The sequence below is a fragment of the Dyella jiangningensis genome (genome assembly GCF_003264855.1).
Taxonomy (GTDB): domain Bacteria; phylum Pseudomonadota; class Gammaproteobacteria; order Xanthomonadales; family Rhodanobacteraceae; genus Dyella; species Dyella jiangningensis_C.
In genome coordinates this window covers 857859-868909 of record NZ_NFZS01000004.1, presented here as the reverse complement: position 1 = coordinate 868909, position 11051 = coordinate 857859, and the positions used below count along the sequence as shown (strand labels likewise).

Here is an 11051-nt window from a genome sequence, read left to right as displayed (position 1 = left end):
CACCCATGCGCGCACTGCTTGCCGCCATAGGCTTTCTCACCCGGTTGCCGGTGCCGGTTCGCGCATTCGGCGGTGCGAACACGGCAGCCACGCAGCTTGCGTGGTATCCCGCGGTGGGATGGCTGATCGGTGTGCTGCTGTGGATGCTTGGCTGGATGTTGTCGGCGGCGCCGCCGTTGCTGTCGGCCGGCGTGCTGCTGCTGGGATGGGTGCTGCTCACCGGTGGCCTCCACCTGGATGGTCTCGCCGATAGCGCGGATGCGTGGGTGGGCGGCCTGGGCGACCGCGAACGCACCCTCGCCATCATGAAGGACCCGCGCAGCGGCCCGATGGGCGTGACGGCCATCGTTGTCGTGTTGCTGTTGAAGTTTGCCGCCCTGGCGAGCCTGCCTCACCCCGGTGCCGCCTTGTGGCTGGCGCCCATGCTCGGGCGCGCCGTGCTTACCGCCGCCTTCCTGTCCACACCTTACGTGCGCAGCGGGGGGCTGGGCAGCGCGCTGGTATCGGCGTCTCGGCCGGCCTGCCTGGCGGGCCTGGCGTTTGCAGTGGCGCTGTGCCTGTATGCGGGGTGGCTGGGTCTTCGGGCGTTGCTCGTGGCCGTCGCCCTGTTCGTGCTGTGGCGGCTGGCCTGCATGCGCCGGCTGGGCGGCATGACCGGCGACACCTGCGGGGCGCTGACCGAGCTGGTGGAAGCCGCCATCCTGGTGGCGCTCGCACTGGCGACCTGAGCTTGCCGCATTGAATTTGGGGCCTGCGCCTCGATAATGCAGGGCTGCCGGCGCGTGGCCCGACGGGTCACGCAGACACGCCGGCTGGATTGCGGAGTTTCCATGCCTATCTACGAATTCGAATGCAGCAGCTGCGGCCATCGTTTCGATCGCCTGCAGAAGATGTCCGACCCCGACCCGGCGGTCTGCCCCGCCTGCGATGTCGCCGAAGTGAAGCGCCGCGTCAGCGCGCCCGGCTTCCGCCTCGCCGGCAGCGGCTGGTACGAGACCGACTTCAAGAAGGACGGCGACAAGAAGCGCAATCTTGCCGGCGACAGCGGTGCGGCCGCATCGGCACCGGCGCCTGCGCCCGCGCCCGCGCCCAGTTCATCCGGCGACAGCTGAGGCGCTTGTCTGAACGCCGCGTAGCCGGCGTGCAGATTCCTGCGAAACCATCGCAAGATGTTCAATCTTGGTTGATGATGCGCCCGCTAGCGTGACGCCACGTCACCGCAGGAGTGGGAATCCATGTTTCGCATACGTACGGGCTTGATGGGCATCGCCGCCGGCCTCGCCATCGGTCTTTTGGGGATGGCTGCGCCGGCCGCACAGGCGCAGGGACGCGACAGTGTCCGCTGCGGCAGTGACGACGGACGATTCACCCGCTGCCAGGTGCCGTGGCGCGACGCGGAACTGATCCGCCAGGAATCGAACAGCCCGTGCACACGCGGCCAGACCTGGGGCGTCGATCGCGGCGGCCTGTGGGTCGATCGCGGCTGCCGCGGCCAGTTCGTCGAAATGGGGCGAGGTGGCGGTTATCGACCGCCGGGTGGTGGTGGCTACTACCCGCCGCCGGGCTATCGCCCGCCCGATGACGGTGGCTGGCGCCCGGGCCCGGATTGGGACCGCGAAATCCGCTTCTCCTGCGAGAGCAACGACAAGCGCTACCAGTTCTGCCAGGTGGACGTCGGCGGCCACGGACGCGTGAGGCTGCTGCGCCAGATGTCGGGCACGCCCTGCGAGGAAGGCTACAGCTGGGGCTGGAACCGCGCCGGCGTATGGGTCAACCGGGGCTGCCGCGGCCTGTTCTCGGTCGATCGCCGCTGGTAAGCCCGCTTTTCGGACGGCGTGCGTGGCCTGAGCGCCACGCACGCGCCCGCCACCGGACGCACCGGTGTTAACATTCCGGGTCCTCTTGTCCACGCATCACGCCGCTTCGCGGCCCGGAGTTCCAAGCGCATGCGCACGCATTATTGCGGCCTCATCGATGAGGCACTGGTCGGCCAGACCGTCACCCTTTGTGGCTGGGTCAACACCCTGCGCCTGCAGAGCCACGTGGCTTTCGTCGACCTGCGCGACCACGAGGGCATCGCCCAGGTGGTGATCGAGCGCGAGAACGCCGCGGGCTTCGCCGTGGCCGGCGAGATCGGCAACGAATACTGCCTGCGCGTCACCGGCACCATCCGCAAGCGCCTGTCGGTCAACGACAAGCTGCGCACCGGCACGGTGGAACTGCTGGCCGACACGGTGGAGATCCTCAACGCCGCGAAGGACCTGCCGTTCGCGCTGCACGAGAATCCCAACGAGGACATGCGGATGACCTACCGCTACCTCGACCTGCGCCGCCCCGAGATGCAGAAGATGATGCGCACGCGCATCAAGCTGGTGCAGGCGCTGCGCCGCTACCTCGACGCGCGCGGTTTCCAGGATATCGAGACGCCGATCCTCACCAAGGCCACGCCGGAAGGCGCACGCGACTACCTGGTGCCCAGCCGCGTGCATCCGGGCCAGTTCTACGCGCTGCCGCAGTCGCCGCAGCTGTTCAAGCAGATCCTGATGATGGCCGGTTTCGACCGCTACTATCAGATCGCCCGCTGCTTCCGCGACGAAGACCTGCGCGCCGACCGCCAGCCGGAATTCACCCAGCTCGACCTCGAGTTCGCCTTCGTCGAAGAGAAGGACGTGCAGGATTTCGTGGAGGAGCTGATCCGCCACGTGTTCAAGGAAGTGCAGAACGTCGAGCTCGACGCCACCTTCCCGCGCATGACCTGGGCGGAAGCGATGCGTCGCTTCGGTTCGGACAAGCCGGACCTGCGTATCGCGCTGGAACTGACCGACATCGCCGACGCGGTGAAGCACGTGGAGTTCAAGGTGTTCGCCGAACCGGCGAACGATGCGAACGGCCGCGTGGCCGCGCTGCGCGTGCCGGGCGGCGCCACCATCACCCGCAAGGAAATCGACCAGCTCACCGAATACGTCGCCAAGTACGGCGCGAAGGGCCTGGCCTGGCTGCGCGTGGACGACCTTGCCAAGGGCCGCGAGGGCATCAACTCGCCGGTGGCGAAGTTCCTCGACGATGCCGCGCTGGAAGGCGTGCTCAAGCTCACCGGCGCGCAGAGCGGCGACATGGTGTTCTTCGGCGCGGGCAGCTGGAAGGCCGTTACCGACTTCATGGGCGCGCTGCGCCTCAAGGTCGGCAAGGACCGTGGCATGGTGGAAAACTGCTGGAAGCCGCTGTGGGTCACCGACTTCCCGATGTTCGAGTATGACGAGGAAGAAAAGCGCTTCGTCGCCCTGCATCACCCGTTCACCGCGCCCAAGGTCGACGATGTCGCCGACCTGCGCGCCAACGCGGCCATCGCGGTGAGCCGCGGCTACGACATGGTGCTCAACGGCAACGAGATCGGCGGCGGTTCCATCCGTATCCATCGTCCCGAGATGCAGAGCACGGTGTTCGAGCTGCTGGGCATCGGCGCGGAAGAGGCCGAGGCCAAGTTCGGCTTCCTGCTCAAGGCGCTGAAGTTCGGCGCCCCGCCTCACGGCGGCCTGGCCTTCGGCATCGACCGCATCGCGGCGCTGATGGCCGGCACCGAGTCGATTCGCGACGTGATCGCCTTCCCCAAGACCACCAGCGCGCAGGATCTGATGACCGACGCGCCGTCGCCGGTGGCCGAGGCGCAGCTGAAGGAGCTGCACGTCAAGGTCGCCACGGAAGCCAAGCCGGCCTGATGCTTCGGTCCGTCATTCCGGCGCAGGCCGGAATCCAGTGGCCGGAGCGTCGGATTTTCGCCTCCGGTACAGAGCGCCTGCCGTCACGCGAAAGCCGCGCCACGCGTCTCTGGATTCCGGCCTGCGCCGGAATGACAGGCAAAGGCGCCCGAACGCGATGCCGGTCGTTCAGCGCGCCTCGTCGCGGTTCCTGCGCAACTTTCCGTGCAGAATGGACTCCCATGACGTCCGGGCTGGCGCCGCCGCCCGGACGTTCGTTTTCCCGCCGATGGAAGTCCGATTTTTCCGATGTCCGATCAAGTGATCCTGCTGCACGGCCTGTGGATGCGCGGTTTCGCGCTCCTCATGCTGCACCGTCGGATGATGGAGGCGGGCTTTCGCGTGCATCGGTTCGACTACATGAGTGTCGCGACCACGCAGGAGCGCATCCTCGGCCGTTTGCAGGCGCGCATGCGCGAGCTGGCCGAGGATGGCCGCACCGTGCACCTGGTCGGCCATAGCCTCGGCGGATTGCTGGCGCTGCGCACCTGTGCCGAAGGCGCGCAACTGCCGCCGGGCCGGGTCGTCTGCCTGGGCTCGCCCCTGAAGGGCAGTGCGGCCGCACGCCGCTTCGCCGGCATGGGTAAAGGCGGCGAGGTGCTGCTGGGCCACAACCGCGAGCTGCTCGAACACGGTTTCGAGCGCTGGACGGGGCCGCGCGACGTCGGCGTGGTCGCGGGCCGGGTCTCCCTCGGCCTGGGTGCGATGATCGGCCAGTTCGACGGCGACAACGACGGCTGCGTGACCGTGGCCGAAACGCGCCTGCCAGGCATTGCCGACCACTGCGTGGTGGAGTCCAACCATACCGGGCTGCTGTTCGTGCCGGAGGTGGCGCGGCAGGTCACGCAGTTCCTGCAGACCGGCCATTTCGACCGCCCCACCACCCGGGCCGGCAGCGGCGCTTGATCCGGCGGCTTGCTAGCCTCCCGCCCCAAGGCGATACAATTCGCGTCTTGTCCGTTAAGCCAGACTGCAGGAAGTGCCATGGGTAGAGGCCCGTCCATCGAAGGTCGCAAGAACGCCGAAGACGCCAAGCGCGCCAAGGTGTTCACCAAGCTGATCCGCGAAATCACCGTCGCCACGCGTGCCGGTGTGCCCGACCCTTCGCTCAACCCGCGTCTGCGCTCGGCCGTGGACAAGGCCCTGTCGGCCAACATGCCCAAGGACACCATCGAGCGCGCGATCAAGCGCGGCTCGGGCGCCGATGGCGGCGCCTCGATGGAAGAGCTGCGTTACGAAGGCTACGGCCCCGGTGGCGTCGCGCTCATCATCGACTGCTTCACCGACAACCCGACCCGTACCGTGGCCGACGTGCGCCACGCGCTGACCAAGCACGGCGGCAACCTCGGCACCTCCGGCTCGGTGTCGTTCCAGTTCTCTCGCCTGGGCGAGCTCGTGTTCGCCACCGGTGGCGATGAAGCGGCCGAAGAAAAGGTGCTGGAAGCCGCGCTCGACGCCGGTGCGGACGACGTGGTGAACGAGAACGGCGAAAGCACCGTGCTGTGCGCGCCGGAAAACTTCGAAGCCGTGCAGCAGGCGCTCGCCACGGCCGGCCTGAATGCCCAGCATGCCGGCGTCGGCATGCGCCCGAACAATCGCGTGCCCGTGCCCGAGGAGGCGCTGGAACCGCTGCTCGACCTGCTCGAGAAACTCGACAGCCTCGACGACGTCAGTGACGTTTCGCACAACGCGCTGCTGCCCGCCGAGGCGGCGAGCTAAGCCGTCCTGCCGTTCGCCATGCCCGGCGACGCCACACACATGACACGCATCATCGGCATTGATCCGGGCAGCCAGCGCACCGGTGTCGGCATCATCGATGTCGACGCCAGCGGCAAGCTGTCCCACGTTTTCCATGGCGCGCTGGCGGTGGCCGGCGAGGCCTCCTTTCCCCTGCGCCTGAAACGCATCTTTGACGAGCTGTGTGCCATCATCGCCGCCCATCGACCGGATGAGTGCGGCGTGGAACGGGTATTCATGGCGCGCAACGCCGATTCGGCACTGAAACTGGGGCAGGCGAGGGGAGCCGCGATCTGCGCGGTCGTCAGTCAGGGGATCGCGGTGCACGAATACGCAGCGACAGAAGTCAAACAAGCCGTGGTCGGCAGTGGCCGAGGCGACAAGACCCAGGTACAGCACATGATCGGTGTCCTGCTCGGACTCAAGGGGCCGCTGCAGGCCGATGCGGCGGATGCGCTCGCGATCGCCGTGACGCATGCGCACACGCGCGCGAGCCTGCAGCGTGTCGGCATTCCGCGTACCGCGTGGAGACGGCGATGATCGGTCGCCTTCGCGGCATCCTGGTATCCAAGCAGCCGCCGTGGCTGCTGGTGGAGGTGGGCGGCGTGGGCTACGAGCTCGAAGCGCCGATGTCCACCATCTACGACCTGCCCTCCACCGGCAAGGAAGTCACCCTGCTCACGCATTACGCGGTGAAGGAAGACAGCGTCGCGCTGTATGGCTTCATGCATGAAGCCGAGCGCGCGCTGTTCCGCAACCTGCAGAAGGTCAGCGGCATCGGCGCGAAGATCGCGCTGGCCGTGTTGTCCGGGGTGTCCACCAACGATTTCGCGCGCCTCGTGCAGACCGGTGATGTGGTCGCGTTGACCAAGATCCCCGGCATTGGCAAAAAGACCGCCGAACGCATGGTGGTCGAACTGCGTGATCGCGTGGATGGCCTGGCCGTCACGCTGCCGGGTACGAGCGCCACAACGAATGGTGCGCCACTCGACCCGGCAGGCGAGGCGACGGTGGCGCTGCAGCAGCTGGGTTACAAGCCGGCGGAAGTCACCCGCCTGGTGCAGAAGGTGGCTGCCGAAGGCGACACCGCCGAATCGATCATCCGCAAGGCGCTGCGCGCCGCACTAGGAAACTGACACGTGACTCCGGATTCCACCCACGGCATGACCGACGCTGACGCCAAGCGACGCCTCGCTGCGCTGGCGCTCGGCGCCGTCGGCGTGGTGTACGGCGACATCGGCACCAGCCCGCTGTACACGCTGCAAACCACGCTCAGCCATGACGGCCTGAAGCCGACGCCGGAAAGCATCTACGGTGTGCTCTCGCTGATCTTCTGGGCGCAGATCATCGTGGTGTCGCTGAAGTACGTGGTCTTCATCATGCGTGCGGACAACAAGGGCGAGGGCGGCATCATGGCGCTACTCGCGTTAGCCTTGCGCAGCGTGGGCGGTCAGCCGAGGCAGCGTTGGTTGCTCGCCATCATCGGCATCTTCGGTGCCTCGCTGTTTTATGGCGATGGCGTGATTACGCCCGCCATTTCCGTGTTGTCGGCCGTGGAAGGCGTGAAGGTGGCTGCGCCGGGCCTCGATCACTGGATCGTGCCCATTACGGCGGTGATCTTGTTCCTGCTGTTTGCACTGCAGCGGCACGGTACGGAGCGCGTGGGCAAGCTGTTCGGCCCGGTGATGGTGGTGTGGTTCGTCGTCATCGCGCTGCTTGGCCTTCGCATGATCGTGCGCAATCCGCATGTGCTGACGGCGCTCAATCCTTACTACGGCGTGAGGTTCTTCTTCACCCATGGCCTGCAGGCGTTCATTGCGCTGGGCGGCGTGGTGCTGGCGCTGACTGGTGCCGAGGCGCTCTATGCGGACATGGGCCATTTCGGCAAGCGGCCGATCCGGTTCGCCTGGTTCAGCTTTGTACTGCCCGCGCTGGTGCTCAACTATTTCGGCCAGGGCGCGTTGCTGCTCAATCACCCCGAGGCAATCGACAGCCCGTTCTTCAAGCTCACTCCCGAGCCGCTGCTGTACCCGATGATCGGCCTCGCCACCGTGGCCACGGTGATCGCATCGCAGGCGGTGATCTCCGGTGCGTTCTCGATGACGCGCGAAGCCATGTCGCTGGGTTACTCCATGCGCATGCCGGTGGTGCACACCTCGCGCGAAATGTCGGGCCAGATCTTCGTGCCATGGGTGAACAACTTCCTCTTGGTGATGGTGCTGGCGGCGGTGCTGGGTTTCCGCAGCTCGGAAAACCTGAGCGCGGCCTATGGCATTGCCGTGACCGGCACCATGACCATCACCACCATCCTCGCGTTGATCGTGGCGCGCCGGCAGTGGAACTGGAGCCTGGTCACCGTCATTTTCGCCGGCATCCTGCTGCTGACGATCGACCTCTCGTTCCTCGGCGCGAACCTCATCAAGATCGAGTACGGCGGCTGGTTCCCGCTGGTGCTGGGCGTCGGCGTCTTCGTCGTGATGACCACCTGGCGCCGCGGTCGCGAACTGGTGGTGCGCGAGATCAAGCAGTCCGGTCTCGCGCTGGAGCCCTTCATCGAGAACATCGCCGAGCACCCGCCGCTGCGCGTGCCGGGCACTGCAGTGTTCCTCACCGCCAACCAGCATGCCGTTCCGCACGCGCTGCTGCACAACCTCAAGCACAACAAGGTGCTGCATGAGCGCAACGTGCTGCTGACGGTGGAGATGTTGGAAATTCCCACCTCCGATCCCGGCGAGCGCATCGAGATCAGCGAGCTGGGTGGCGACTTCTTCGGCTTGGCGCTGCGCTTCGGTTTCGCCGAGGATCCGAACATCCCGCTGGCGCTGTCCAAGTGCTCCAAGGTCGGCCTGCCGTTCGACATGATGGACACGACGTTCTTCCTGTCGCGCGAAACGATCATCGCGGACGCCCGCCGCCCAGGCATGGCCCTGTGGCGCGACAAGCTGTTCGCCTTCATGGCGCGCAATGCCTTGCCGGCCACGGCGTTTTTCCAGATTCCGGGCAATCGCCTGATCGAACTGGGCGCACAGGTCGAGATCTGATGAAAAAACGCGCCCTCGGGCGCTTTTTTCTTTGCGGGCCTGGCAGGACGGGCATTTTTCAATGCCTGCGTCATCCCGCTCTGCCATAATTTCGCCCCATGACCGAACACCGCATCGTTACCGCCGCGTCCCAGATGGACGACGAGGCCCTGGAAGCCTCCATCCGTCCGAAACGGCTGGCCGAATACCTGGGCCAGCAGGCGGTGCGCGAACAGCTGTCGATCTACATCGAAGCGGCCAAGAAGCGTGGTGGCGCACTGGACCACGTGCTGATCTTCGGTCCGCCTGGCCTGGGCAAGACCACGCTCAGCCATGTGATCGCGAACGAGCTGGGCGTCAACGTTCGCTCGACCTCCGGCCCAGTGCTGGAGCGGGCAGGGGATCTCGCCGCGCTGCTGACCAACCTCGAGCCGCACGATGTGCTGTTCGTGGACGAAATCCATCGCCTCTCGCCGGTGGTGGAGGAAGTCCTTTATCCGGCGATGGAAGATTTCCAGATCGACATCATGATCGGCGAAGGCCCCGCGGCCCGCTCGATCAAGCTCGACCTGCCGTCTTTCACGCTGATCGGCGCCACCACGCGCGCCGGCCTGCTCACGGCGCCACTGCGTGATCGCTTCGGCATCGTGCAGCGTTTGGAGTTCTATACGCCCGACGAGCTCACTGCCATCGTGCGTCGCTCGGCGCGCATCCTGGGCATTGCCTGCGAGCCGGAAGGCGCGCAGGAGATCGCGCGCCGCTCGCGCGGCACACCGCGCATCGCCAACCGCCTGCTGCGACGCGTGCGCGATTATGCCGAGGTACGCGCCGGCGGACAGATCACCCGCGATGCCGCGCGCGCCGCGATGGACATGCTCAAGGTCGATGCCGAAGGTTTCGACGAGCTCGATCGCCGCCTGCTGTCCACCATCATCGAGAACTTCGACGGCGGACCGGTGGGCGTGGAGTCGCTGGCGGCAGCCTTGAGTGAAGACCGCGGCACGCTCGAAGACGTAGTCGAGCCCTACCTGATCCAGCAGGGTTTCCTGATCCGCACGGCCCGCGGCCGCATGGCCAGCGCCAAGGCCTGGCGCCATCTCGGCCTGACCCCGCCGCCGCGCCAGCCCAGTTCCGCCGACCTCTTCACTGCCGGCAACGCCGATGTCTGATCATTCGTCCGTACCCGTCACCGACCCGTTCCAGTGGCCGGTCCGCGTCTATTGGGAAGACACGGACGCGGGCGGGGTGGTCTACCACGCCAGCTACCTGCGTTTCATGGAGCGTGCCCGCACCGAGTGGCTGCGCGGCATGGGCATCAGCCAGTCGGCCGTCAAGGAATCGACCGGCCTGGCCTTCCTGGTCCGCGAGATGCAAATCGACTTCCTCAAGGCGGCCCTGCTGGATGATGAACTGTCGGTAAGCGTTGAAGTCAAAGAGCGGCGCGCAGCCAGTATCCTTTTCGCCCAAACGATCCGCCGGGCGGACGGCGCGGAGCTGATCCGCGCGAAGGTGCGCGTGGCGTGTGTCGACGTCAACCGCATGCGTCCGGTGCAGATTCCGGCCGATCTCATCCCCGGCCTTCCCCCTCAATAAGCACGTGCGCTGGAGAACCTTCGAGCAATGAACAGTGGAGTCAACATTTTCAAGCTGATCGCCGAGGCGAGCGTCCTGGTGCAGGCGGTCATGCTGGTGCTGCTCGTGTTCTCGTTCCTCTCGTGGGTGATCATCATCCGCAAGCATCAGCAGCTGAAGTCCGCGATGGAAGAAGCCGAGGGCTTCGAGGAGCGCTTCTGGTCCGGCGCCGATCTCGCCCAGCTGTTCCGCGAGGTGAGCAACCGTGGCGCCGGCAACGGCGGCATGGAGACGGTGTTCGAGTCGGGCTTCCGCGAGTTCGTGCGCCAGCGTCAGCGCAAGACGCATGACATGCGCATCGTCATCGAAGGCTCCGAGCGCGCCATGCGGGTGGCCGGCACCCGCGAGATCGGTCGCCTCGAACGCAACCTGGAGTTCCTCGCCAACGTCGGCTCGATCAGCCCGTACGTCGGCCTGTTTGGCACCGTCATCGGCATCATGGGCGCGTTCCAGGGCCTCGGCGAGATGAAGGACGTCACCATCGCCGTGGTGGCCCCGCACATTTCCGAAGCGCTGATCGCCACCGCGATGGGTCTGTTCGCCGCGATCCCGGCCGTGTGGGCCTACAACCGTTTCGCCAACAAGGTCGAGCGCGTCGCCTCCCGCTACGAGGTGTTCCAGGAAGAGTTCTCCTCGGTGCTGCAGCGTCAGATCCAGACCGACGATCCGACGGCTTAAGGAGAAGAGCCTGACTATGGCCTTCACGTCGCCCGCGTTGAGTCCGAATGCCCGGCTGGGTGTGGCGCGTGGCGCCGCAGCTGACTGGCTGTCAGGTCAAGACGCGCGTCGCACCCAGCCGGGCATTCGGGCTCAACCCTTCGGGCCGGGTCTGTTTGCCCGCCATCCTGCGTCATCACTCCGTCGTGTATCGACATACATTCCATCGTTCTTCCTTGGCTTGCGCGCA

Annotated in this window: 12 protein-coding genes; all 12 read left to right on the top strand. The window is 66.3% G+C overall.

The window, feature by feature from the left end; all coding sequences use genetic code 11:
• Positions 1 to 5 precede the first annotated feature (5 nt).
• A complete protein-coding gene (locus CA260_RS16555; RefSeq protein WP_111984118.1) occupies positions 6 to 728 on the top strand; it encodes an adenosylcobinamide-GDP ribazoletransferase in 723 nt (240 codons plus the stop codon).
• Positions 729 to 830: 102 nt separating this feature from the next.
• Positions 831 to 1112 carry an FmdB family zinc ribbon protein gene (locus CA260_RS16550; protein ID WP_111984117.1) on the top strand — a complete coding sequence of 94 codons (282 nt, stop codon included), beginning with the start codon at positions 831 to 833 and terminating at the stop codon, positions 1110 to 1112.
• A gap of 123 nt (positions 1113 to 1235) precedes the next feature.
• The gene (locus CA260_RS16545; RefSeq protein WP_238149791.1) at positions 1236 to 1817 is read left to right on the top strand and encodes a DUF3011 domain-containing protein; all 582 of its coding nucleotides are present in this window, start codon (positions 1236 to 1238) and stop codon (positions 1815 to 1817) included.
• Between the two features lie 129 nt (positions 1818 to 1946).
• Positions 1947 to 3716 (top strand): aspartate--tRNA ligase, encoded by a 1770-nt coding sequence (gene aspS, locus CA260_RS16540; RefSeq protein ID WP_111984115.1) that lies wholly within the window; start codon positions 1947 to 1949, stop codon positions 3714 to 3716.
• Between the two features lie 288 nt (positions 3717 to 4004).
• Positions 4005 to 4661: an alpha/beta hydrolase gene (locus CA260_RS16535; protein ID WP_111984114.1), complete on the top strand. Its 657-nt coding sequence runs from the start codon at positions 4005 to 4007 to the stop codon at positions 4659 to 4661.
• Between the two features lie 78 nt (positions 4662 to 4739).
• On the top strand, positions 4740 to 5474 hold the full coding sequence (locus tag CA260_RS16530; RefSeq protein ID WP_111984113.1) for a YebC/PmpR family DNA-binding transcriptional regulator: 735 nt from the start codon (positions 4740 to 4742) through the stop codon (positions 5472 to 5474).
• Positions 5475 to 5513: 39 nt separating this feature from the next.
• Positions 5514 to 6032, top strand: a complete 519-nt coding sequence (gene ruvC / locus CA260_RS16525; RefSeq protein ID WP_111984436.1) for a crossover junction endodeoxyribonuclease RuvC — start codon at positions 5514 to 5516, stop codon at positions 6030 to 6032.
• On the top strand, positions 6029 to 6628 hold the full coding sequence (ruvA, locus tag CA260_RS16520) for a Holliday junction branch migration protein RuvA (protein WP_111984112.1): 600 nt from the start codon (positions 6029 to 6031) through the stop codon (positions 6626 to 6628). The genes ruvC and ruvA overlap by 4 nt, the downstream gene beginning before the upstream one ends.
• A 27-nt stretch (positions 6629 to 6655) precedes the next feature.
• Complete coding sequence (locus CA260_RS16515; RefSeq protein WP_111984111.1) at positions 6656 to 8533, top strand: potassium transporter Kup; 1878 nt, start codon at positions 6656 to 6658, stop codon at positions 8531 to 8533.
• A 98-nt stretch (positions 8534 to 8631) separates the two neighbouring features.
• The gene (gene ruvB / locus CA260_RS16510; protein ID WP_111984110.1) at positions 8632 to 9681 is read left to right on the top strand and encodes a Holliday junction branch migration DNA helicase RuvB; all 1050 of its coding nucleotides are present in this window, start codon (positions 8632 to 8634) and stop codon (positions 9679 to 9681) included.
• Complete coding sequence (ybgC, locus tag CA260_RS16505) at positions 9674 to 10105, top strand: tol-pal system-associated acyl-CoA thioesterase (protein WP_111984109.1); 432 nt, start codon at positions 9674 to 9676, stop codon at positions 10103 to 10105. Before ruvB ends, ybgC begins: the two co-directional genes overlap by 8 nt.
• A gap of 27 nt (positions 10106 to 10132) precedes the next feature.
• A complete protein-coding gene (gene tolQ, locus CA260_RS16500) occupies positions 10133 to 10822 on the top strand; it encodes a protein TolQ (RefSeq protein ID WP_038620980.1) in 690 nt (229 codons plus the stop codon).
• Positions 10823 to 11051: the final 229 nt, after the last annotated feature.

What these genes read in the sequence shown, in the direction of transcription:
- CA260_RS16535 (WP_111984114.1), top strand. Translation starts at nt 4,005, where the DNA reads ATGTCCGATCAAGTGATCCTGCTGCACGGCCTGTGGATGCGCGGTTTC.
- aspS (WP_111984115.1), top strand. Translation starts at nt 1,947, where the DNA reads ATGCGCACGCATTATTGCGGCCTCATCGATGAGGCACTGGTCGGCCAG.
- ybgC (WP_111984109.1), top strand. Translation starts at nt 9,674, where the DNA reads ATGTCTGATCATTCGTCCGTACCCGTCACCGACCCGTTCCAGTGGCCG.
- CA260_RS16555 (WP_111984118.1), top strand. Translation starts at nt 6, where the DNA reads ATGCGCGCACTGCTTGCCGCCATAGGCTTTCTCACCCGGTTGCCGGTG.
- tolQ (WP_038620980.1), top strand. Translation starts at nt 10,133, where the DNA reads ATGAACAGTGGAGTCAACATTTTCAAGCTGATCGCCGAGGCGAGCGTC.
- ruvB (WP_111984110.1), top strand. Translation starts at nt 8,632, where the DNA reads ATGACCGAACACCGCATCGTTACCGCCGCGTCCCAGATGGACGACGAG.
- CA260_RS16545 (WP_238149791.1), top strand. Translation starts at nt 1,236, where the DNA reads ATGTTTCGCATACGTACGGGCTTGATGGGCATCGCCGCCGGCCTCGCC.
- ruvA (WP_111984112.1), top strand. Translation starts at nt 6,029, where the DNA reads ATGATCGGTCGCCTTCGCGGCATCCTGGTATCCAAGCAGCCGCCGTGG.
- CA260_RS16530 (WP_111984113.1), top strand. Translation starts at nt 4,740, where the DNA reads ATGGGTAGAGGCCCGTCCATCGAAGGTCGCAAGAACGCCGAAGACGCC.
- CA260_RS16550 (WP_111984117.1), top strand. Translation starts at nt 831, where the DNA reads ATGCCTATCTACGAATTCGAATGCAGCAGCTGCGGCCATCGTTTCGAT.
- ruvC (WP_111984436.1), top strand. Translation starts at nt 5,514, where the DNA reads ATGACACGCATCATCGGCATTGATCCGGGCAGCCAGCGCACCGGTGTC.
- CA260_RS16515 (WP_111984111.1), top strand. Translation starts at nt 6,656, where the DNA reads ATGACCGACGCTGACGCCAAGCGACGCCTCGCTGCGCTGGCGCTCGGC.